A 22,344-nucleotide genomic window follows, 5' to 3' on the forward strand; every position below is an offset into this window, starting at 1 on the left:
TCCACCCCTTTCCGTCGAGGGAGTCGCCATGGCCGAGGCCTACATCGTCGAAGCGGTCCGCACACCCGTCGGGCGGCGCGGGGGAGGGCTCGGCGGCGTCCACCCGGCCGACCTCGGCGCGCACGTCCTCACCGCGCTGGTCGAACGGACCGGCATCGACCCGGCCGCCGTGGAGGACGTCGTCTTCGGCTGCCTGGACGCCGTCGGACCGCAGGCCGGTGACATCGCCCGCACCTGCTGGCTGGCCGCCGGACTGCCCGAGGAGGTGCCGGGCGTGACCGTCGACCGGCAGTGCGGCTCCTCCCAGCAGGCCGTGCACTTCGCCGCGCAGGCCGTCCTCTCCGGCACCCAGGACCTCGTGGTCGCCGGCGGTGTGCAGAACATGTCCCAGATCCCCATCGCCTTCGCCTCCCGGCAGGCCGCCGAACCCCTCGGCCTCACCGACGGACCCTTCCTCGGCAGCACCGGCTGGCGCGCCCGCTACGGCGACCGGCCCGTCAACCAGTTCGCCGGCGCCGAGATGATCGCCGCCAAGTGGGGCATCAGCCGCGAGGACCAGGAACGCTTCGCCCTGCGCTCCCACCAGCGGGCCGTACGCGCCCAGGACGAGGGCCGCTTCAGCCGCGAGACCGTCCCCTACGGCGACGTCACCGCCGACGAGGGCCCGCGCCGCGACACCACCCTTGAGAAGATGGCCGCCCTCAAACCGGTCCTGGACGGCGGCACCATCACCGCCGCCTGCTCCTCCCAGGTCTCCGACGGCGCCGCCGCCCTCCTCCTCGCCTCCGAACGCGCCGTCCGGGAACACGGGCTGCGCCCGCGCGCCCGGGTCCACCACCTGTCCGTACGCGGCGAGGACCCCATCCGCATGCTGTCCGCGCCCATCCCGGCGACGGCACACGCCCTGAAGAAGGCCGGCCTCACCATCGACGCCATCGACCTCGTCGAGATCAACGAGGCCTTCGCCCCGGTCGTCCTGGCCTGGCTGAAGGAGACCGGCGCCGAACCGGACAAGGTCAACGTCAACGGTGGCGCCATCGCCCTCGGCCACCCCCTCGGCGCGACCGGTGTCCGCCTGATGACGACCCTCCTGCACGAACTGGAACGCACCGGCGGCCACTACGGCCTCCAGACGATGTGCGAGGGCGGCGGCCAGGCCAATGTGACGGTCATCGAACGCCTGTGAGGTTCCCTTCCGGGACCGGTGTCACCCCGGCCCGGCCCGGCGGCATTCCGCCCCTCGGCTCACCCCAGGCCCCGCATCACCTCCTCCGCCTCCTTCACGATCCGGTCCACCAGTTCCGCGCACGACGGCAGGTCGTCGATCAGTCCGGCGACCTGTCCCGAGGCCATCACCCCGGCGTCCGTACGGCCGTCCACCATCGCCGACTTCAGCAGCATCGGCGTGTTCGCGGCCAGCAGGACCTGGCTCCACGACAGGTCCTTGCCGTGCCGCATCGCCAGCCCGTCCCGCACCATCCGCGGCCAGGTGAGCCCTGACAGCCGCCGGAACCTCGCGGCCCGCCGGACCGCGTGGGCCAGCGCCCGGGTCCGCCCCGACCGCTCCAGCGCCGTCACCAGCTCCGAGCGCAGCATCCGGTGCGGCAGCCCGTCGACCGCCCGGGTGACCGTGACGTCCCGGACCGTCGCCGCCAGGTACCGGGCCTTCACCGCGTCCGGCACCGTCGAGTCCGAGGTGAGCAGGAACCGCGTGCCCATCGCCACCCCGGCCGCCCCGTAGGCCAGCGCCGCGACCAGCCCCCGCCCGTCGAAGAAGCCGCCGGCCGCCACGACCGGTATCCGCACCGCGTCCACCACCTGCGGCAGCAGCACCGTCGACGCCACCTCACCGGTGTGCCCGCCGCCCTCACCGCCCTGTACGACGACCGCGTCCGCGCCCCACGCCGCGACCTTCTCCGCGTGCCGCCGCGCCCCCACCGACGGGATCACGACCACCCCGCCCTCCTTCAGCCGGGAGATCAGCTCGGGCGAGGGTGCCAGCGCGAAGGACGCCACCCGCACACCCTCGTCGAGCATGATCTGCACCCTGTCGCCCGCGTCCCCCGCGTCGGCGCGCAGGTTCACCCCGAACGGCGCGTCGGTACGGGACCGCACCTCCCGTATCGCCTCGCGCAGCCGGTCCGGAGTCATCGTCGCCGAGGCCAGGATGCCGAGCGCGCCCGCGTTCGCCGCCGCCGACACCAGCCGGGGGCCGGCCACCCAGCCCATCCCGGTCTGCACGACCGGATGGCGGACTCCCACCAGCCGGGTGAGCGCCGTCTCTCTCATCCCCGCACCCCCTCCGGCACCTCACGGGCGCGCGCCCCCCGGGGGTCCAGCACCTCGCGGACCAGCCGCAGTTCCTCTCCGGTGGGCTCCCGGGTGCGCGGCACCTCGTCCGGCACGGCGAGCACGAAGCCCGTCGCCTCCCGCAGCTGTTCCACGCTCACCCCGGGATGCAGCGAGGCCACGCGCATCGAGTGGTCCGGGGTCGCGAAGTCGAAGACGCCGAGGTCCGAGACGACCCGGGGGATGCGGTGGAAGCGTGCCGTGACGCCGAGGCCGGCCGCCCGGTCGTAGCCCACCCCGCACACCATGTCCACCCGCTCCACGAACACCCGCCGGGAGTGTCTGGGGATCCAGTAACTCGTCGGGTTGTTCAGCGTGTTCAGGGGCGCACCCCGCACCCCCAGCAGCTGCCGGCGCGGCGCGGACCAGTCGCCGATGCACGAGATGTTCTGGTTGCCGTACCGGTCGATCTGGCTCGCGCCCATCATCACGTGCCGGCGCCCTCCCGCCACCAGCGCCAGGTGCTGCCGGTAGGGCAGCCAGCCCTCCGGGGTGCCGTCCGGGCGGACCAGCAGCGCCTCCCCGTCGGTCAGCAGCAGGTCGGGCGCGAAGGTGAGCCGGGCCAGCCGCGCCCCCAGCGAGGGGATCAGCCCCATCGGACTGGCCAGGATCTCCCCGGCCCCCCGCCAGGCCTCGGCGCAGGCGATCACGCAGTACTCGGCGCGGGTGACCGCACTCGCCCCGCAGTCCCCGTCAGCCGTTGCCTGAGACATCCGTGCCCTCCTTCCGCCACGCCTGGACCGCTTCTCGGTACGCCTCCTCGTCCCCGTCCAGGAACCGCGCCGCGAACTCGGGCCACGGCGTGGACGCGTACCTCCGCTGGAACTCCTCGTCCCGCCCGTAGTCCGGTGCGCAGGAGGTGAAGTGCGCGCCGTTCGGCGCCTCGACCACTCCCGTCACCGCCAGCCGTTTCACCAGTAGGGACTGCGGGCCCGCCTCCTTCGTCAACTCGGCCGTGTCGACGAGCCGTTCACAGGAGACGTAGGCCGCGTCCGCCGCCTCGCAGAACAGGTCGTCGAAGTACGGGTCGGGGCCCAGGTACTGGCCGTTGCCCAGCCGGTCGGCGCGGTTGACGTGCACCAGGGCCGCGTCCAGCCGCAGGGCCGGCATGGCCGCGAACGTCTCCCCGTCCTCGTACGGCGAGGTGACCGTCCGCAGACCGGGGTTCACCCGCGGCACGTCCGAGCCGAGGCCCGCCCGCACCGGCAGGAACGGCAGCCGGTCCGCCGCCGCGCGCAGCCCCGCCATGAACATCCCCTCGTCCACCTCCGTCAGTTCGAACGCGCCGCGCTCCCGGGCCGCCCGGTAGTGCGGCTCCAGCGGGACCGAGTCGAGCGTGACGAAGGCCGTGACCAGTCTGCGGATCCGGCCGGCCGCCGCCAGCATCCCGACGTCCGGGCCGCCGTACGAGACGACCGTGAGGTCCCCGATGTCCGACCGCAGCAGTGCTCTGACCAGGGCCATCGGTTTGCGGCGCGAACCCCAGCCGCCGATCCCGAGGGTCATGCCGCTCGCCAGACGGGAGACCACCTCGTCGGCGGTCATCGACTTGTCGCCCACCTACGCGCCCTCCTTCCCGAACGTGTCCCGGACCCGGTCGGCGAGCCCGCTGAGGTTGGCCTCGAAGGTGAAGCCCTGTTCGAAGCGGTAACTGCGGCGCACGTCGACCGGATCGATGCCGTTGATCGCGGACTTGGCCATGCGCAGCAGCCGGCCGTCCTTGGCGGCGATCTCCCGGGCCAGTTCCAGCGCGGCCGCCCGTAACTCACCGCCCGGCACCACCCGCCACACCGAGCCGTGCGCGTGCAACTCGGCCGCGCTCGCCGTGCGCCCCGTGTAGTACAGGGCGCGCATCAGGTGCTGCGGGACCAGCCGTGCCAGATGCGTGGCGGCACCCAGTGCGCCCCGGTCCAGTTCGGGCAGCCCGAACCTGGCGTCCTCGCTCGCCACGATCGCGTCCGCGTTTCCCGCCAGCCCTATGCCGCCGCCGAGACAGAACCCCTGGACTGCCGCGACCACGGGGGTGTCGCACTCGTACACCGCCGCGAACGCCTCCGCGCAGCCCCGGTTGGCGCCGATCAGCGCCTCCTGCCCGCGCGCCTTTATCTCCTTGATGTCCACGCCCGCGTTGAACCCCCGCCCCTCGGCGGCCAGCACGACGCACCGGACCCGCGGGTCCCGGCCCGCCGCGCGCACCGCCCCGGCCAGCGCGAACCAGCCGTCCACCGGCAGGGCGTTCACCGGCGGGACGTCGACCGTGACGAGCGCGATCCCCTTTTCCGGGACCGAGGTGGAGACACCCATGGAGACATCAGCTACCTTTCCATCAAACATTTGTTAGGTGTGACGCTTCGAAGCTAGCAGCCGCCACGGACAAGCGGGAGGCCCTGTGGACAACTCGGCGGACCAGGCCAACGACCCTGTGGAAAACGCCCTGCGGGACCCGTCACGGGACCCGTCACGGGGCTCCTCGCAGGGCTCTCCCCGGCACTCCCTGCGCGGCAGGACCGTCGTCGTCACCGGCGGCACCCGCGGGGTCGGCGCGGGCATCACCAGAGCCTTCGCCGAGGCCGGCGCGCACGTCCTCATCTGCGCCCGCCGGCCCCCCGAACACCCGCTGCCCGGCGTCGAGTTCACCCCCCTCGACCTGCGCGACCCGCCCGCCGTCCGGGCCTGGTTCGACGCGCTGCCCGGCCTCGACGTCCTGGTCAACAACGCGGGCGGCACCCCGTACCGCCTCCTCGCCGGGACGTCCGCCGAGCGGCACGCCCGGGTCATCGAGCTGAACCTCGTCACCCCGCTCACCGCGTCCCTCGCCGCCTACGAGCACCTCCGTCGCTCGCGCGGCTCGATCGTCATGATCGGCAGCGTCAGCGGCAGCCGCCCCTCACCCGGCTCGGCCGCCTACGGCGCCGCCAAGGCCGGACTCGCCGGACTCGCCGCCTCCATGGCCGTCGAATGGGCGCCCGAGATCCGCGTCAACACCCTCGCGGTCGGCATGGTCCGCACCGAACTGTCCGCCCTCCACTACGGGGGCCCCGAAGGCATCGCCGCCGTGGGGCGCACGGTCCCGCTCGGCCGGCTCGCCACCCCTTCCGACATCGGGGACGCCGCCGTCTTCCTCGCCTCCGATGCCGCCCGCTACATCAGCGGGGCGAGCCTCCTCGTGCACGGCGGCGGCGAACGGCCCGCCTTCCTGGACGCCGCGACCGTCAACAAGGAGAGCCCCGACCAAGGAGAGCTGACATGAGCGGACTCTGCGCGGGGCGCGTCGTGGTCGTCACCGGCGCCGGACGGGGCCTGGGCCGCGCCCACGCCCTCGCCTTCGCCGCCGAGGGCGCCCGGCTCGTCGTCAACGACCTCGGCGTCGGGCTGAACGGGACACCGGACGACGACAGCCCGGCCGCGTCCGTCGCGGCGGAGATCCGGGCCGCCGGCGGCGAGGCCGTCGCGCACGGCGGCGACATCGCCACCACCGAGGGCGCCGCCTCCCTGATCCGGACGGCCGTCGAGACGTACGGCCGCCTCGACACCCTCGTCAACAACGCGGGCTTCCTGCGCGACCGCATGCTCGTCAACCTCGACGAGGACGACTGGGACGCCGTGATCCGGGTCCACCTCAAGGGCCACTTCCTGCCGCTGCGGCACGCCGCCGCGCACTGGCGGGCCGAGGCCAAGGCCGGCCGCGCCCCGGCCGCCCGGATCGTCAACACCAGCAGCGGAGCCGGACTCCTGGGCTCCCTCGGACAGGGGAACTACAGCGCCGCCAAGGCCGGCATCGTCGGGCTCACGCTGGTCGCGGCGGCCGAACTGGCCCGCTACGGCGTCCAGGTCAACGCCGTCGCGCCCGCCGCGCGGACCCGTATGACCGAGCGGACCTTCGCCGAGACCATGGCGGCACCGGCCACCGGATTCGACGCCATGGCCCCCGAGAACGTCTCCCCCCTGGTGGTCTGGCTGGGCTCAGAGGCCAGCGCCGGCGTCACCGGCCGGGTGTTCGAGACGGAGGGCGGACGGATCACCGTCATGGAGGGCTGGCGCCCGGGCCCCACCGCCGACAGCGGCACCCGCCGCACCCCGTCCGACGCAGGCGCCACGACCCTGAAACTCCTGGCCGAATCGGAGCCCCCGGGCGCGGTGTACGGGTCGTGAGCGGTCACCGTGGGCCACCCGCCCACCCAGAAACCCGCTCTCGGGCAGGGCGGGCGTCGTGGGCCGCACGGAGTCCGTCCTGGGACCCGTTGCCCGTGCGGGCGGGCGTGGGCCGAGTCCGTCCTGGGACCTGTGCCCCGGGCGGCGCGGGCGTGCAGGCCGCACCGCTCCCGCACGGCACCCGCCCGCGGGCCCGCTCCTGGGCAGGGCGGGCGTACCGGGCGGACCGAGTCCCGCTTCGGACTCGTTCTTCGGGCACGGCGGGTGCGGGGGCCCTGGAATCGCGTTCCCCGGCCGGGCCGGTGCGGCCTACGTGTCGCACTCCAGCACCGTCCGGCACAGCCCGCACCGCGCCCGGACCCGGCCCCGCACCGGGACCCTGATCCGCTGGTGGCAGGTCGGGCACGGGAAGGACACCCGCAGAGCCCCGTCACTGTCGGCGCTGAACTCGTAGGGACCGCCCGGCTGCCCGGCCGGGGCGTGCCGTCGGTCGTGGGCGTAACGGCGCCGGCCCGCCCAGCCCGCCGCCGACAGCGGCGGCTGCCGCTCGTCCTGCCGGGCCAGGGCCATGCCCTTGCCGTACGCGGTGTACGCCTGCGGGCTGGTGAACCACACCGAGGGGTCCTCCTGGAAGAGCAGCGCCCGCTTGGCGAGGACGTAACCGAACTCCTCCGGAGTGAGGTACCCCAGCTTCTGGGAGGAGACCGCGTCCTCCCGGTACGCGTCCAGCAGCAGCCAGCCCGCGCCGAGGTACGTCGTCACCGTGTCCGTGAGGATCTCGTTGTCCGGCGTCCCCCGGAAGGCCAGGCCGAGGCGGTGCAGATAGACGTGCGCGACCTCGTGGGCGAGCGCCGCGCCGATGTCCCGGCGGTGCGTGCGGAACCGGTCGTTCAGCTCGACGAAGTACTCCGGGCCCGCCGCCAGTTCGACGTTCGCCGCGTGCGTCATCTCCCGGAAGCCGACGATCAGCCGGGCGTCCGGAAGCCGGAAGTGCCGCACCATCTCGTGGGCCACTCGCTGGGCGCCCAGATGCAGGTCGTCGGTGTCGCAGAACGCCACGTCGGCGGGGGCCACACTGGTCGAGAAGGTCAGGACGGTGTCGTACGACAGGCGTCTGTACAACGCCGTGAGGGCCGCCCGCACCGTCTCCAGATGCGGGAAGCCGTGCTGGACCGGTCCGCCGTTCGCCACGTCCGACCCCCAGAAGACGCCGGGAACACCACACCCACTGTAGGCGCGGCCGCCCCGGATTCCGCCGCCCGGCACTCCCCGCCCGCTCTCCGGGCCTCCCCGTCACCCGCGCGGCAGCACCCCGCACCTCGTACTCCCTCTCCCGTGGCAGCGGCCCGGGAACGTACAGCGACCGCCGCGGCCCCACCGACCAGTAGCGGCCCAGGCGGAACCCATTGACCCAGACCAACACGCGCGTACAGCCCGGAAGTTCGAGCCGCGCGGCACCCGCCCCGCGCACCACGCCGCTCCCCGGCCCCCGGGCGGACGATCGTCCACACCCCGGCCCGCCGGACCGCGTCCAGGAACAGGCCGTGCCCGCCTCCTGCTCGCGCACCCTGAAGGAGTGCAGCGCCCCCGGCAGCGGCCGTACCGGCCGCCCACGAGCGGCGAGCAAGCCCGGTTCCCCCACCGCCAACTCGCTCATGCGGCCCAGCCCCACCCCTGGCGGCCCCGTGCGCCATGGACGAAGATCGGCGCTGCCTGGACTCCGCACAGCCCGACACAGGACCGGGAGCAGCGCCGATGTACCACACCTGGATGCGGTTCTTCAGCCCCGGACCCGCCCACCACCGCCTCGGCCTGGTCTGTCTCGGCGTCGGACTCCAGTACGGCATCCTGCCCACCGTCGGCCCCCGCACCCTCCACCACCACGTGGCCGTCGTGATCGGCACCGGCCGCGGCTGGTACCAGGGCGCCGACGGCCGCCGTACGACCGTCGCCGCGCCCGCGCTGCTCTGGCTCACCCCCGGCACACCGCACCACTACGGGCCCGACCCGGACACCGGCTGGGACGAGGGCTTCGTCGACTTCACCGGGCCCGCCACCGCCACCTACACCGACCTCGGCTACATCGAGCCCCACCGGCCCGTCGTCGCTCTCTCCGACGCCTCCGGACCCCGCGCCGTCGTCGCCCGCATCGCCCGCGCCGCCCGCCGCGGCAACCCCCTGCTGGAGGTGGAGACCGCGGCCGCCGTCCACGAACTCCTCGTCGCCCTGCGCCGCGCCCGCGCCGACCTGGCCCCCGACGGCGACCAGGTCCTCCAGGCCCTCGCCCGCGACGCCTGCACACCCATGAGCGTCGCCGACCACGCCGGCCGGCACGGCATGACCCCCGCCGAGCTGCGCACCGCCGTCCGCCGCGCCGCCGGATGCAGCCCCAAGGACTACCTCCTCGGTATCCGCCTGGCCCGCGCCAAGGACCTCCTCGCCACCACCGACCTGCCCGTCGCCGCCGTCGCCCGCCGCGTCGGCTACGACGACCCCGCCTACTTCTCCCGCCTCTTCACCCGCCGCGTCGGCCTCGCCCCCGTCCGCTTCCGCGCCCAGCAGGGCCGCACCGTCCCCGGCGGCTGGAGCGACCGCGTCCCCGACCCCGACGACCCCCCGATGATCCACTCCCCGGACACACCAGGAGGACCACGCCTTTGACCCCCTAAGGTGGGCGCCCATGACCACCAGCAACACCGGTACCGGTGACGTCGACCCAGCGGTCCGCGAGGAACTGGAGCGGCTGCGCGACAGCATCGACAACATCGACGCGGCCGTCGTCCACATGCTCGCCGAACGCTTCAAGTGCACCCAGCGGGTCGGCCGGCTCAAGGCCCACCACCGGCTCCCGCCCGCCGACCAGGCCCGCGAGGCCCGCCAGATCACCCGGCTGCGCGCCCTCGCCGAGAACGCCAAGCTCGACCCCGCGTTCGCCGAGAAGTTCCTGAACTTCATCATCGCCGAGGTGATCCGGCACCACGAGCGCATCGCCGAGGACACCGTCGGCGGGCGCACGGCCACCCCGGAGCACTGAGGCGCGGCACGCGCGAAGGAGGGGGAGACGGGGCGGGGGCGCGGGGAGACGGGGGCGGGGGCGGGGGAACGGACATAAGCCGTGTACCGATCCGCCCCTGTCCGCTGTCGGTCCCATCAGGCAGCATGGCCTGCATGTCCGTACTCACGCGCGACGAAGCGCAGCTCCGAGCAGAGATCCTCGACGTCCACCGCTACACGATCGAACTGGACCTCACGACCGGGGAGGAGACCTTCGACTCCCGCACCGTGATCCGGTTCACCGCACGGTCCGACGGGGACACGTTCGTCGAGCTGAAGCCTGCCAGCCTGCGCACCGTCACGCTCGACGGACAGCCCCTCGACCCCGAGACCCTCGACGGCAACCGGCTCGCCCTGAAGAACCTCACCGCCGGCGAGCACGAACTCCGCGTCGACGCCGCCATGCGCTACTCCCGCACCGGCGAGGGCATGCACCGCTTCACCGATCCCACCGACGGCGAGACCTACACCTACACCCAGCTGTTCATGGAAGACGTCCAGCGCGTCTTCGCCGCGTTCGACCAGCCCGACCTGAAGGCCGTCTTCGAACTGACGGTGACCGCCCCCGAGGGCTGGACCGTCCTCGCCAACGGCATCACCGAACACGTCGGCGGGGGCCGCTGGCAGGCCGCCCCCACCCCGCTGATCTCCACGTACCTCGTCGCCGTCGCCGCCGGACCCTGGCACTCCGTGCGCACCGAACACCGCGGCCTGCCCTTCGGCATCCACTGCCGCCGCTCCCTCGCCCCCCACCTCGACGCCGACGCCGAGGAGATCCTCACCGTCACGCGCGCGTGCTACGACCGCTACCACGAGAAGTTCGAGGAGCCCTACCCCTTCGACTCCTACGACCAGGCGTTCGTCCCCGAGTTCAACGCCGGCGCCATGGAGAACCCCGGACTCGTCACCTTCCGCGACGACTTCGTCTACCGCTCCGCCGTCACCGACACCGAACGCCAGACCCGCGCCATGGTCATCTCCCACGAGATGGCCCACATGTGGTTCGGCGACCTCGTCACCCTCAGGTGGTGGGACGACATCTGGCTGAACGAGTCCTTCGCCGAGTACATGGGCTACCAGACCTGCGCCGAAGCCACCCGTTTCACCGACACCTGGACCGAGTTCGGCGTCTCCCGCAAGGCCTGGGGCTACGACGCCGACTTGCGCCCCTCCACCCACCCCGTCGCCCCCGAAGCCGTCGACGACACCGCAGCCGCGCTCCTCAACTTCGACGGCATCTCCTACGCCAAGGGCGCCTCCGCCCTGCGCCAGCTCGTCGCCTGGCTCGGCGAGAAGGACTTCCTCGCCGGCATCAACATCCACTTCCAGCGGCACAAGTTCGCCAACGCCACCCTCGCCGACTTCATCGACTCCCTCGCCGCCGCCACCGAACGCGACGTCCACGCGTGGGCCGACGCCTGGCTGCGCACCACCGGCGTCGACACGCTCACCGCGTCCACCGACACCCGCCCCGGCCAGTGGACCCTCACCCTCGACCGCGACGGCCACCGCCCCCACCGCGTCACCGTCGGCGTCTACGACCGCGACCTCGCCGACGGCCGCACCCTGACCCTGCGCGAGCGGTACGAGACCGACGTACCCCAGGACGGCGCCGCCGAGCCGCGCCCCGGCATCCGCCCCGCCCTGGTGGTGCCCAACGACCTCGACCTCACCTACGCCAAGATCCGCCTCGACGAGACCTCCCTCGAAACCGTCCTGCGCGGCCTGTCCGGCATCCCCGACGCGATCACCCGCGCGGTGCTCTGGAACACCCTGCGCGACATGGTCCGCGACGGCGACCTCGCCCCCGGCGACTACCTGGAGACCGTCGCGGCCCACCTGCCCGAGGAGACCGACCTCGCCCTCGTCCAGGGCGTCCTGACCTTCGCCGGCGCCCAGGTCGCCGACCGGTACCTCGACCCCGACCGCCGGCCCGCCGCCCTCAGCACGCTCACCGCCCTGTGCCGCGACCTCCTGCGGCGCACCGAGGACGGCGACAACCCGGGCCTGCGCCTGACCGCCGTACGGCACTGCATCGACAGCGCCGCCCACCCCGACACCATCGCCGCCTGGCTCGCCGACGGCACCGTGCCCGGCGGCCCGGAACTCGACCCCGAGCTGCGCTGGCGCATCCTCGGCCGGCTCGCCGTCCTCGACGCCACCGACGAGAGCGCCATCGCCGCCGAGCTGGAACGCGACCCGAGCGCCACCGGCCAGGAGGGCGCCGCCCGCTGCCGCGCCGCGCTGCCCGACGCCGACGCCAAACGCACCGCCTGGGACGCGATGTTCGCCGGCGACGAGCTGTCCAACTACCTGTTCACCGCCACCGCTCAGGGCTTCTGGCAGCCCGAACAGGCCGACCTCCTCGCCGACTACGTCCCGCGCTACTACGAGGACGCGATCGCCCTCGCCGCGCGGCGCGGCCCCGCCATCGCCGAGGCGGCCGGCCGGTGGGCCTTCCCCGCCCACGCGATCGACGCGGACCACCTGCGCCTCGGCGAGGCGTGCCTGCGCGACGGCGACGTACTCCCCGCCCTGCACCGCAAACTCGCCGACCAACTCGACGACCTCGCCCGCGCGCTGCGCGTCCGCGAGGCGTAGAAACCCCGCCCACGGCCCGCGCCCCCTCCCTCGGGCGCGCTTCCGGATGCGTCTTCGGGTGCGCTTTCGGGTGCGGGCCGGTGGGGCTTCTCGCGAAGTTCCCCGCGCCCCTGAAGGGGCTCTGCCCCACCGGCGCCGTGTCCGGCGGCGGGCACGGCGTAGCTTGTCGCGGGGGAGGGGGCGCAGGCCGCCGTACGCCCCCCCCGGGGGGAGGGGGCGTAAACCTGCTGTGCGCGCACACCGCGCCTCTGCCGGCGGCACGGCGGCGCAGACACACTCCCGTGCACGCGGGGCACTCACCGTCCACCCGAGCGGCGAGCCGTGGCAGCGCCGTCCTTTTGTGTTTTCCCCGTGCGCATTACCCCCTTTCGGGTGCGATCGTTGGGCTTTTCGGCCGCGTGGCCGCAAGTCGGGACAAGCTGGAAGTCTCCCTGGACGTCCCGCCGGTCCGCGCCCCGACAGGAGAGCCCATGAGCACGCCGCACCTCGCCTCAGGACCCGACGGCGCCGGCGCGCTGCGGCCGCTCCTCGACACCGTCCTCGACGCCCTCACCACCGGCGCCCGCGCGCGCGGCGGTCCGCTGCCCGCCGGGGGCCCCGAGGCCGTCGCCGCCCGCGTCACCGCCGCCCTCGGCGACGTCCTGCCCGACCGCGGTGAGCCCGACGCCCTGCGCACCCTCGTGCACGCCCTCGCGGAAGGCGCCGCCGACCCCGCGGACCCCCGCTGCGCCGCCCACCTGCACTGCCCGCCCCTCGCCGTCGCCACCGCCGCCGACCTGGCCGTCAGCGCCCTCAACCCGTCCTTGGACTCCTGGGACCAGGCCCCCGCCGCCTCCGTCCTGGAAGCCCAGGTCACCCGCGCCCTCGCCCACGAGATCGGCCTCGCCGACGCCCTCGTCACCACCGGCGGCACCGAGGCCAACGAACTCGCCGTCCTCCTCGCCCGCGAGACCCACGGCGCCGGCCTCCGGCTCGTGTGCGGCGCCAACGCCCACCACTCCCTGCCCCGCGCCGCCTGGCTGCTCGGCCTGCCCGACCCCGTCGTCGTCCCCACCCCCGGCGGCACCCTCGACCCCGCCGCCCTCCACCGGGCCCTCACCCCGCTCACCGGCCCTCTGCTGGTCGCCGCCACCGCCGGCACGACCGACGCCGGCCTCATCGACCCCCTCCCCGAGATCGCCGGGCTGTGCACCGCCCACGGCGCCCGCCTGCACATCGACGCCGCCTACGGCGCCGCCCTCACCTTCAGCGACCGGCACCGCGACAAACTCGCCGGACTCCAGGCCGCCCACACGGTCACCGTCGACCTGCACAAACTCGGCTGGCAGCCGATCGCCGCCGGCCTCCTCGCCGTCGCCCGCCCCCGCGAACTCACCGCCCTCCACCACCACGCCGACTACCTCAACGCCGCCGACGACACCGACGCCGGCCTCCCCGACCTGCTCGGCCGCTCCCTGCGAACCACCCGCCGCCCCGACATCCTCAAGATCGCCGTCACCCTCAAGTCCCTCGGCCGCACCGGCCTCGGCGCCCTCGTCGACCAGGTCTGCGCCCACGCGCGCGACCTCGCCGTACTCGTCCACAACCACCCCGGCTTCGAGCTGTACGGCCGCCCCGTCATCAGCACCGTCCTGTTCCGGCCGGCCCACGCCACCGACGCCGCCGTAGCCGCCGTACGACGGCAGTTGCTGCACGACGGCCGCGCCGTCCTCGGCCGGGCCCGCGCCGACGGCCGCCTCTGGCTCAAGGCCACCCTCCTCAACCCCCACACCCGGCCCGAGCACCTGGCCGGCCTGCTGAAACTCGTGGAAGGAACCACCCCCCGATGAACCCGACGCCCCTGACCCCACGCCACGAACCCGACACCCCCCGCGACCTCGTCGGCATCGGCATCGGGCCCTGCAACCTCTCCCTCGCCGCCCTCGCCCACCCCCTCACCGAACTCGACGCCGTCTTCTACGAACAGCGCCCCGCCTTCCAGTGGCACCCCGGACTGCTCATCGACGGCGCCACGATCCAGGTCCCCTTCCTCGCCGACCTGGTCACCCTCGCCGACCCCACCAACCCCTGGAGCTTCCTCAACCACCTCAGAACCCGCGGCCGGCTCTTCCCCTTCTACTTCGCCGAGCACTTCCACATCCAGCGCGCCGAATACGACGCCTACTGCCGCTGGGTCGCCCAGAACCTGCCCGGCCTCCGCTTCAGCCACCAGGTCGACGCCGTCCGCTGGAACCCCGAACGGGACGTCTTCGAAGTCGACTTCACCCAACTCGACAGCGACGGCGAGGCCGAAGCCCTCGGCCGCACCTACACCCGCAACATCGCCCTCGGCATCGGCACGGCCCCCCACGTCCCCGAGCCCCTCAAGCCCCTCGCCGACGCACCCGGTGTCGCCGTCCACCACGCCGCCGACTACCTCACCCACCGCGAGGCCCTCCTGAGCGCCGGGCACGTCACCGTCGTCGGCTCCGGACAGTCCGGCGCCGAGATCTTCCTCGACCTGCTCCGCCACCGCCCCGCCGGCCAGGAGAAGCTCCACTGGATCGGCCGCACCGAGGCGTTCGCGCCCATGGAGTACTCCAAGCTCGGCCTCGAACACTTCACCCCCGACTACACCCGCTACTTCCACGCCCTCGCCGAACCCGTCCGCGACCGGCTCGTCGCCGCCCAGTGGCAACTCCACAAGGGCATCGACGCCGGCACCCTCGCCGCCATCCACGACGAGCTGTACCGCCGCACCCTCGACGGCGGCTGGCCCGACGCCGTCCTCACCCCCGGCGTCCGCGTCCGCACCGCCGGCCGGCTCGCCACCACCCGCATCGAACTCCACCTGGAACACCTCCAGCAGGGCAGCCGGTCCCGCCTCACCACCGACGCCGTCGTCCTCGCCACCGGCTACCGCGACCGCCCCCTCGACCGCCTCCTCGCCGGACTCGACCCCTACCTGCGGCGCGACAGCGGCGAACGCCCCCGCATCGACGAGGACTTCCGCCTCGTCCTCGACCCCTCGGTCACCGGCGCCGTCCACGTCCAGAACGCCGAACTCCACACCCACGGCGTCGGCGCCCCCGACCTCGGCCTCGCCGCCTGGCGCAGCGCCACCATCCTCAACTCCGTCACCGGCAAGGAGCCGTACCCGCTGCCCGCCCGGACCGCCTTCACCACCTTCGGCCTCGACACACCCGAACGCGTGGTGCCCCAGACCCGGCAGCCGAGCCGCCTCACCCCGCTGGCCGACACCACGCACTAGAACGCGCCCGCCGCCAACTCCGGCCGCTCCGCCGCAACGCCGTGCCACAGTGGGGCACATGACCTCACCGTCGACCCCCGCCCACGGCACCCCCGACGCCCCCTTCCTCACGGTCCGCGGCGAGGCCGAACTCGACGCCGAGCCCGACACCGCGAGCATCACCCTCACCCTCACCGCCCGGGGCCGCGACCGCCGCACCACCCTCGACGACCTCACCCACCGCAACACCACCGCCCTCGGCCTCCTCACCTCCTACGGCGACGCCGTCCAGAACCTGTCCACCGGCGCCTTCTCCCTCGCCCCCGAACTCACCGAACGCGGCCGCGGCGAACGCGTCCGCCACTACCAGGGCCACGTCCGTATCAGCGCCGAATTCACCGACTTCACCCTCCTCGGTGAACTCACCACCCGGCTGGCCGACCTCGACCTCACCCGGGTCGACGGCCCCTGGTGGACCCTGCGCCCCGACGCCCCCGTCCACGCGGAGGCCCGGCGGCAGGCGGTCCGCGACGCCGTCGGACGGGCCCGGGAGTACGCCGAGGCCCTCGGCACCACCCTCGCCGCCCTCGTCGAACTCGCCGACACCGGCACCCAACCGCCCCGGCCGGGCCGGGCGGCCTTCGAACGCGGCGGCCGGCGTATGTCCTTCGCCGGCGGCGGCGAACCCCCCGAACCCCTCGACCTCGAACCACCCCGGCTGCACGTCACCGCACAGGTGACCGCCCAATTCACCATGGGCCCGCCCGTGCTCTGAAATGCCCACGCTCTCAAGGAGGCCTTACCGCCATTGCGGTCCGCCCATGCTCAAAGGAGCGGCCCGTCGCACAATTCAACACTTGTCAAGAACGCTGTACGGAAAGGTTGTTGAGCAGTCATGAAGGGCCAAATATCTACCCATCGGTAAGCCCTAGGCTCGTTGCATGCGCCGAGCAAAGATCGTCTGTACCCTGGGGCCCGCCACCGACTCGTACGACCAGATCAAGGCACTCGTCGAGGCCGGAATGGACGTCGCCCGATTCAACCTCAGCCACGGCAGCCACGCCGAGCACGAGGAGCGCTACCACCAGGTACGGAAGGCCTCCGACGAGACCGGCCGCAGCGTGGGGATCCTCGCCGACCTTCAAGGCCCGAAGATCCGGCTCGGCCACTTCGGCGAAGGCCCCGTACTCCTTGAACGCGGCGACTCCTTCACCCTCACCGTCGAGGACGGCGTCGAAGGCGACCGCCACCGGTGCGGCACCACCTACGCCGGCCTCGCCGCGGACGTCACCCCCGGCGAACGCGTCCTCGTCGACGACGGCAAGGTCTGCCTCGAAGTCACCGCCGTCGACGGCCCCCTCGTCCACACCCGCGTCGTCGAGGGCGGCATGGTCTCCGACCACAAGGGCCTCAACCTCCCAGGCGTCGCCGTCTCCGTTCCCGCGCTCTCCGACAAGGACGAGGACGACCTCCGCTGGGCCCTGCGCACCGGCTTCGACGTCATCGCCCTGTCCTTCGTCCGCAGCGGCAAGGACGCCGAGGACGTGCACCGCATCATGGGCGAAGAGGGCCGGCGCCTCCCCGTCATCGCGAAGGTGGAAAAGCCGCAGGCCGTCGAGAACATCGAGGAGATCGTCGACGCCTTCGACGGCATCATGGTCGCCCGCGGGGACCTCGGCGTCGAAATGCCCCTCGAACAGGTCCCCATCGTCCAGAAGCGGGCCGTCAAACTCGCCAAGCGCAACGCCAAACCCGTCATCGTGGCGACCCAGATGCTCGACTCCATGATCGACAACTCCCGCCCGACCCGCGCCGAGGCATCCGACGTGGCCAACGCCGTCATCGACGGCACGGACGCGGTGATGCTGTCCGGCGAGACGAGCGTGGGCAAGCACCCCGTCGAGACGGTGCGCACGATGGCCCGCATCGTCGAGGCGGCGGAGGAGGACATCCTCGCCAAGGGCCTCCCGCCCCTGACCGAGCGCAACAAGCCCCGCACCCAGGGCGGCGCCGTCGCCCGGGCCGCCGCCGAGACCGGCGACTTCCTCGGTGCCCGGTTCCTGGTCGCCTTCACCCAGTCCGGCGACACCGCCCGCCGCCTCTCCCGCTACCGCTCCCCGATCCCGCTCCTCGCCTTCACCCCCGAACCGGCCACCCGCTCCCAGCTCAGCCTCACCTGGGGTGCCGAGACCTTCCTCGGCCCCGCGGTGGCCTCCACCGACGCGATGGTCGACCAGGTCGACGAACTGCTCCTGAAGTACGGCCGCTGCGACAAGGGCGACGTCGTGATCATCACGGCGGGCTCGCCGCCCGGCGTCTCCGGCTCCACGAACATGGTCCGCGTCCACCGCATCGGCGAGGACGACCGCCCGGAGTAGCCGGTCGGCATGGCCCCGGGTACGCCGAAAGGCGGAGGACCACGCGAACGTGTTCCTCCGCCTTTTCTCGGTACCGGGTGCGGGATTCGAACCCGCAAGCCCTCACGGGCAGAGGTGTTTGAGACCTCCGTGTATACCGTTCCACCAACCCGGCGGGACTGGCTGGTCGGAAGCATACCGGGTCACCGCGGCCGCCCGCCTCTAGGTAGGCTGCATAAGCAGCAGAACCTGCCCGGCCCGCACCAAGGAGCCCCCGTGACCTCCCCCGAGTCGCCCCAGCCCGTTGACGTGCCTGATGAGGACAAGTCGCACGTGCCTCCGCTGACGACCCGTGTCGTCATCGCCGAGGACGAGGCGCTGATCCGGCTCGACCTGAAAGAGATGCTGGAGGAGGAGGGCTACACGGTCGTCGGTGAGGCCGGGGACGGTGAGCGGGCCGTGGAGCTGGCCCGGGAGCACCGGCCGGACCTGGTGATCCTGGACGTGAAGATGCCCAAGCTGGACGGCATCTCCGCGGCCGAGAAGATCGCCGAGGAGTCCATCGCCCCGGTGCTGATGCTGACCGCCTTCTCGCAGCGCGACCTCGTCGAGCGGGCGCGGGACGCCGGGGCCATGGCGTACCTGGTGAAGCCGTTCAGCAAGAGCGATGTCGTCCCGGCGATCGAGATGGCTGTCTCGCGGTTCACGGAGCTGAAGGAGCTGGAGAAGGAGGTCGCCGACCTCACCCTGCGGCTGGAGACCCGCAAGCTCGTGGACCGGGCGAAGTCGGTCCTGCAGACCGAGTACGGGCTGACCGAGCCGGCCGCGTTCCGCTGGATCCAGAAGACCTCGATGGACCGCCGCATGTCCATGCAGCAGGTCGCGGAGGCGGTCATCGCGGACAGCGAGGAGAAGAAGGCCGCCAAGAAGGACTGAGCCCGGCTGGACTCGGCCCGGCTGGACTCGGTCCGGCTGGATCGAGCCGGGCAGGACTCACGTCCCGGCACGGATGAGGCCCGCGCCCCGGAGAAGGGGGCGCGGGCCTCGTCGTGTGCGGCGGAGGGTGTTCAGTCCTCGCCGAGGTACGCCTTGCGTACCGATTCGTCGTGCAGCAGGTCCTGGCCGCTGCCGGACAGGACGATGTTGCCGACCTCCATGACATGGCCCTGGTCGGCGAGCGAGAGGGCCGCCTGGGCGTTCTGCTCGACCAGGAGGATGGTCGTGCCCTGGGACTTCAGCTCGGCGATGGTGGACATGATCTTCTGCATCATGATCGGCGACAGACCCATCGAGGGCTCGTCGAGCATGAGCAGTTTGGGCTGGGACATCAGGGCGCGGCCCATGGCGAGCATCTGCTGTTCGCCGCCGGAGAGGGTGCCGGCGGCCTGCTTGCGCCTCTCACCCAGGATGGGGAAGAGGTCGTAGGCGCGCTGGATGTCCTTCTCGATGCCGTCCTTGTCCTTGCGGAGGAAGGCCCCGAGCTGGAGGTTCTCGGCGATGGTCAGCCGCGGGAAGATGTGCCGGCCTTCGGGGGAGTGCGCGAGCCCGAGGGCGACGATCTTGTGCGCGGGGATGCTGGTCAGGGGCTTGCCGTCGAAGACGATCTTCCCCGAGGTGGGCTTGAGGAGGCCCGAGAGGGTGCGCAGGGTGGTCGTCTTGCCGGCGCCGTTGGTGCCGATGAGGGTGACGACCTGGCCGGCCTCGACGCTGAACGAGATGCCCTTGACGGCCTCGATCTTGCCGTAGGCGACCCTGAGGTCTTCGACCTCCAGCAGTGCGGTCACTGGGGCTCTCCCTTGGTGGTGCTGGTGCTCTCCTCGGCGGCCGTCTCGCTCTCGGCGGCGGGGGCGGTGTCGTCGCCGTTCCCGTCGCCGGCGCTGTCGTCGCCGCCGTCGGCCTCGGCCTCGGGAGCCGCCTCGGCGTCAGCCGTGTCAGCCGCTTCCGCCGCTTCAGCGGCGTCGGCCTCGGCCGCCTCGACCTCCGCCACCTCCGCCTGCCCGGGCTCGCCCTCGAAGGGCTCGCCGAGATAGGCGGCGACGACACGCTCGTCGGCCTGGACGACGTCGGAGGTGCCCTCGATGAGCTTCTCGCCCTGGACGAGGACGGCGACCCGGTCGCACAGGTTGAAGATGAACCGCATGTCGTGCTCGATGACGAGGACGGCGATGCCGCGGTCCCGGATGGCGAAGACGAGTTCCTCGGTGGTCCGGGTCTCCTGCGGGTTCATGCCCGCGGTCGGCTCGTCGAGGAGCAGCAGGCCGGGCTCGGAGGCCAGCGCCCGCGCGATCTCCAGCTTGCGCTGCTCGCCGTAGGGGAGGTTGCGCGCGAGGTGGTCGCGTTTGGCGTCGAGTCCGACGAACTCCAGGAGCTCCATCGCGCGTGCCTCGGAGTCCTTCTCGGCCCTGCGGAAGCCGGGGCCGCGCACGAGTGCCGACCACAGGCCTTCCTTGGTGCGGGTGTGCCGGCCGACGAGGACGTTCTCCAGAACGGTCATGTTGGCGAAGAGCCGGATGTTCTGGAAGGTACGGGCGATGCCGGCCTGGGTCACCAGGTGCGGCTTGGGCGGCAGGACCTTGCTCTCGTAGGCGACGGTGCCCTCGGTGGGGACGTACAGGCCGGTGAGGCAGTTGAAGAAGGTGGTCTTGCCGGCGCCGTTGGGGCCGATCAGGCCGACGATCTCGCCGCTGTTGACCGTGAAGTCGACGGACTTGACGGCGGTGAGGCCGCCGAAGCGCATCGTGACGTCACGGGCTTGGAGTACAGGTGTCGTCATGGTTCGTTACGCCCCTGCCTTGGTGCCGGCGGGTTCGTCGGTCAGGGTTTTCTGGTCGGGTACGTCGAGTTGGCCGATCTCGTGGAACTCCAGCTGGCGGCGGCGGTTGGCGATGATGCCCTCCGGCCGGAACCGCATGAGCAGGACGAGGGCGAGGCCGAAGGCGAGCAGCTCGTAGTTCTGCAGGAACTGGAGCTTCTCGGGGACCAGGTAGAGCACGGCGGCGCCGAGCAGCGGGCCGCTGACGGTGCCCATGCCGCCGAGGACGACCGCGGCGAGCAGGAACGCGGAGTTGGGCGGGGCGGCGCCGGCGAACTGGTAGGGTTGCGGGTTGACGCTGAAGTTGACGTGCGCCATGACGGTGCCGGCGAGGCCGGCGAGGGAGGCGCCGAGGGCGAAGGCGACCAGCTTGACGCGGAAGCCGTTGATGCCCATGGCGGTCGCCGCGGTCTCGTCCTCGCGGATGGCGATCCAGGAGCGGCCGATCCGGGAGTCGGCGGCGCGGGTGAAGACGAGGACGACGATCGCGGTGACGATCAGCATCAGGAACAGGTAGTTGGCGAACCGGCCGAGGTGGAATCCGGCGAAGTCGTGGGCCTCACCGAGCTGGAACCCGAAGATGTCCAGGTCGGGGATCTGGGTGATGCCGTTGGGGCCGCGGGTGACGTTCGGACCGGAGGTGCCGTCGAGGTTGTTGACGGTGATACGGAAGATCTCTCCGAAACCGAGGGTCACGATGGCCAGGTAGTCGCCGCGCAGTCGCAGGGTCGGTGCGCCGATGAGGACACCGAAGACCAGCGAGGCGGCCATGCCGGTGAGCGCGGCGGCCCAGAAGGGGAAGTGCACGCCGGAGACCGGGGAGTACTCGGAGCCGGAGACGATCGCGGCGGCGTAGGCGCCCACACCGAGGAAGGCGACGTAGCCGAGGTCGAGGAGGCCGGTGAGGCCGACGACGATGTTCAGGCCGAGGGCCACGGTCGCGAAGATGAGGATGTTGACGCCGACGTTGGCGTTGTGGTCCTCGCTCTGGGTGAACGGGAAGATCACGGCGGCGACGAAGCCGAGGGTGGCGGCGAAGCCCTTGTGCCGCGCGCACAGGGTGGAGTACCGCTCCAGGAGGCCGGCGTGGGTCAGGGCCCAGGCGCCGAGGCCGATGGCGATGAGGTAGCCGATGAAGGTCTCGCTGGCCTGGTTGTCGATGCCGATGCCGTAGGTGAAGACGACCAGCCCGATCCCGGTACCGACGGTGATGATGATCCGTTCCACCGCGGTCTTGGCGCGGGGCGTGCGGGGGAGCGCGGGCTTGGCCAGCCGCAGGAAGCGGAGCGCGTGGTGGAACACGCCGAGGAAGCGTCGTTCCGCCCAGGACGGCTTGGTCAGCGATTCCTCGGTCTTGCGGTCGAGGGTGAGGCCGAGCGCGCCGACGGCGAGGACGAGGGAGCCCACGGCGGCGACGAAACCGCCCGGGTCCACGTTGACCAGGCCGTTGAGGTCGACGGCGATCGCGATGACCGTGTACCAGACGACACCGAACGTGCCGAGTGCGAAGAGGGCCGGCGTGTTGTTGCTGCCGCTGGGGTTGATGCGCTCCAGTCCGCGGATGTTGTAACCGGCGAGCGTGTAGGCCAGGGCGATCAGCGCGCTGACCAGGGTGATCACCTGGAGGCCCGCGGGGTAGCCGTAGACGGTCAGGTCACCGGGGAAGTCGGAGGTCCAGGTCCACGACATGAACGTGGACGCGATGGTGACCACGGCGCCGGCCGCGGCCAGCGGGCGGGCGAGCGCGGGCGGCAGCGGGATGACGGGGGTCTTCTCGGTGTCGGTCATGC

The 22,344-nt window shown here is 72.5% G+C and carries 19 protein-coding genes, 1 tRNA gene and 1 pseudogene; 11 read left to right on the forward strand and 10 right to left on the reverse strand.

What is annotated here, in order from left to right; translation table 11 throughout:
• The first annotated feature begins 28 nt into the window (after positions 1–28).
• Complete coding sequence (locus tag DBP14_RS26870) at positions 29–1,186, forward strand: acetyl-CoA C-acetyltransferase (RefSeq protein WP_129309681.1); 1,158 nt, start codon at positions 29–31, stop codon at positions 1,184–1,186.
• Positions 1,187–1,245: 59 nt separating this feature from the next.
• Here DBP14_RS26870 and DBP14_RS26875 read toward each other — a convergent pair whose 3' ends face one another.
• Genes DBP14_RS26875 through DBP14_RS26890 form a run of 4 tightly spaced genes read right to left on the reverse strand, consistent with a single transcriptional unit; the run spans position 1,246 to position 4,653 of the window.
• A complete protein-coding gene (locus tag DBP14_RS26875) occupies positions 1,246–2,289 on the reverse strand; it encodes a nitronate monooxygenase (RefSeq protein ID WP_129309682.1) in 1,044 nt (347 codons plus the stop codon).
• Positions 2,286–3,062 carry a CoA-transferase gene (locus tag DBP14_RS26880; protein WP_129309683.1) on the reverse strand — a complete coding sequence of 259 codons (777 nt, stop codon included), beginning with the start codon at positions 3,060–3,062 and terminating at the stop codon, positions 2,286–2,288. The genes DBP14_RS26875 and DBP14_RS26880 overlap by 4 nt, the downstream gene beginning before the upstream one ends.
• Positions 3,043–3,909, reverse strand: coding sequence for a CoA-transferase (locus DBP14_RS26885; RefSeq protein ID WP_129309684.1), 867 nt, complete (start codon positions 3,907–3,909; stop codon positions 3,043–3,045). The genes DBP14_RS26880 and DBP14_RS26885 overlap by 20 nt, the downstream gene beginning before the upstream one ends.
• Entirely contained in the window at positions 3,910–4,653 is a 744-nt protein-coding gene (locus tag DBP14_RS26890; protein WP_129309685.1) for an enoyl-CoA hydratase family protein, read from the reverse strand. It abuts the gene before it with no gap.
• Between the two features lie 190 nt (positions 4,654–4,843).
• Here DBP14_RS26890 and DBP14_RS26895 point away from each other — a divergent pair, with 190 nt between their 5' ends.
• Positions 4,844–5,599, forward strand: coding sequence for an SDR family oxidoreductase (locus tag DBP14_RS26895; RefSeq protein WP_129312113.1), 756 nt, complete (start codon positions 4,844–4,846; stop codon positions 5,597–5,599).
• On the forward strand, positions 5,596–6,501 hold the full coding sequence (locus DBP14_RS26900; protein WP_129309686.1) for an SDR family oxidoreductase: 906 nt from the start codon (positions 5,596–5,598) through the stop codon (positions 6,499–6,501). Before DBP14_RS26895 ends, DBP14_RS26900 begins: the two co-directional genes overlap by 4 nt.
• A 309-nt stretch (positions 6,502–6,810) precedes the next feature.
• On the opposite strand, the gene DBP14_RS26905 is transcribed toward DBP14_RS26900, so the two are convergent.
• Both DBP14_RS26905 and DBP14_RS37480 read right to left on the reverse strand, forming a co-directional pair.
• On the reverse strand, positions 6,811–7,692 hold the full coding sequence (locus DBP14_RS26905) for a hypothetical protein (protein ID WP_129309687.1): 882 nt from the start codon (positions 7,690–7,692) through the stop codon (positions 6,811–6,813).
• Between the two features lie 139 nt (positions 7,693–7,831).
• Positions 7,832–7,972, reverse strand: a pseudogene (locus tag DBP14_RS37480) (hypothetical protein); the annotation flags it as partial.
• A gap of 284 nt (positions 7,973–8,256) precedes the next feature.
• On the opposite strand from DBP14_RS37480, the gene DBP14_RS26910 reads away from it, so the two are divergent.
• From DBP14_RS26910 to pyk, 7 genes are all read left to right on the forward strand, one after another.
• Positions 8,257–9,162: an AraC family transcriptional regulator gene (locus tag DBP14_RS26910; RefSeq protein ID WP_129309688.1), complete on the forward strand. Its 906-nt coding sequence runs from the start codon at positions 8,257–8,259 to the stop codon at positions 9,160–9,162.
• Between the two features lie 19 nt (positions 9,163–9,181).
• Positions 9,182–9,535: a chorismate mutase gene (locus DBP14_RS26915; protein WP_129309689.1), complete on the forward strand. Its 354-nt coding sequence runs from the start codon at positions 9,182–9,184 to the stop codon at positions 9,533–9,535.
• A 125-nt stretch (positions 9,536–9,660) separates the two neighbouring features.
• Positions 9,661–12,156 carry an aminopeptidase N gene (gene pepN / locus DBP14_RS26920; protein ID WP_129309690.1) on the forward strand — a complete coding sequence of 832 codons (2,496 nt, stop codon included), beginning with the start codon at positions 9,661–9,663 and terminating at the stop codon, positions 12,154–12,156.
• A gap of 470 nt (positions 12,157–12,626) precedes the next feature.
• Positions 12,627–13,985, forward strand: coding sequence for an aminotransferase class V-fold PLP-dependent enzyme (locus DBP14_RS26925; protein ID WP_129309691.1), 1,359 nt, complete (start codon positions 12,627–12,629; stop codon positions 13,983–13,985).
• Positions 13,982–15,406 (forward strand): SidA/IucD/PvdA family monooxygenase, encoded by a 1,425-nt coding sequence (locus DBP14_RS26930; RefSeq protein WP_129309692.1) that lies wholly within the window; start codon positions 13,982–13,984, stop codon positions 15,404–15,406. The genes DBP14_RS26925 and DBP14_RS26930 overlap by 4 nt, the downstream gene beginning before the upstream one ends.
• 58 nt (positions 15,407–15,464) lie before the next feature.
• Positions 15,465–16,160, forward strand: coding sequence for an SIMPL domain-containing protein (locus tag DBP14_RS26935; RefSeq protein ID WP_129309693.1), 696 nt, complete (start codon positions 15,465–15,467; stop codon positions 16,158–16,160).
• Between the two features lie 166 nt (positions 16,161–16,326).
• Positions 16,327–17,763, forward strand: a complete 1,437-nt coding sequence (pyk, locus tag DBP14_RS26940; RefSeq protein WP_129309694.1) for a pyruvate kinase — start codon at positions 16,327–16,329, stop codon at positions 17,761–17,763.
• Between the two features lie 71 nt (positions 17,764–17,834).
• On the opposite strand, the gene DBP14_RS26945 is transcribed toward pyk, so the two are convergent.
• Positions 17,835–17,917: transfer RNA gene (locus tag DBP14_RS26945), tRNA-Leu, on the reverse strand.
• Positions 17,918–18,018: 101 nt separating this feature from the next.
• On the opposite strand from DBP14_RS26945, the gene DBP14_RS26950 reads away from it, so the two are divergent.
• Complete coding sequence (locus tag DBP14_RS26950) at positions 18,019–18,678, forward strand: response regulator (protein ID WP_129309695.1); 660 nt, start codon at positions 18,019–18,021, stop codon at positions 18,676–18,678.
• Between the two features lie 131 nt (positions 18,679–18,809).
• On the opposite strand, the gene DBP14_RS26955 is transcribed toward DBP14_RS26950, so the two are convergent.
• Genes DBP14_RS26955 through DBP14_RS26965 form a run of 3 tightly spaced genes read right to left on the reverse strand, consistent with a single transcriptional unit; the run spans position 18,810 to position 22,342 of the window.
• Positions 18,810–19,526 carry an ABC transporter ATP-binding protein gene (locus DBP14_RS26955; RefSeq protein WP_129309696.1) on the reverse strand — a complete coding sequence of 239 codons (717 nt, stop codon included), beginning with the start codon at positions 19,524–19,526 and terminating at the stop codon, positions 18,810–18,812.
• On the reverse strand, positions 19,523–20,515 hold the full coding sequence (locus DBP14_RS26960) for an ABC transporter ATP-binding protein (RefSeq protein ID WP_241741044.1): 993 nt from the start codon (positions 20,513–20,515) through the stop codon (positions 19,523–19,525). Before DBP14_RS26960 ends, DBP14_RS26955 begins: the two co-directional genes overlap by 4 nt.
• Positions 20,516–20,521: 6 nt before the next feature.
• Complete coding sequence (locus tag DBP14_RS26965; RefSeq protein WP_129309697.1) at positions 20,522–22,342, reverse strand: branched-chain amino acid ABC transporter permease; 1,821 nt, start codon at positions 22,340–22,342, stop codon at positions 20,522–20,524.
• Positions 22,343–22,344: the final 2 nt, after the last annotated feature.

The organism is Streptomyces sp. L2 (assembly GCF_004124325.1).
In the GTDB taxonomy this organism is placed as follows: domain Bacteria; phylum Actinomycetota; class Actinomycetes; order Streptomycetales; family Streptomycetaceae; genus Streptomyces.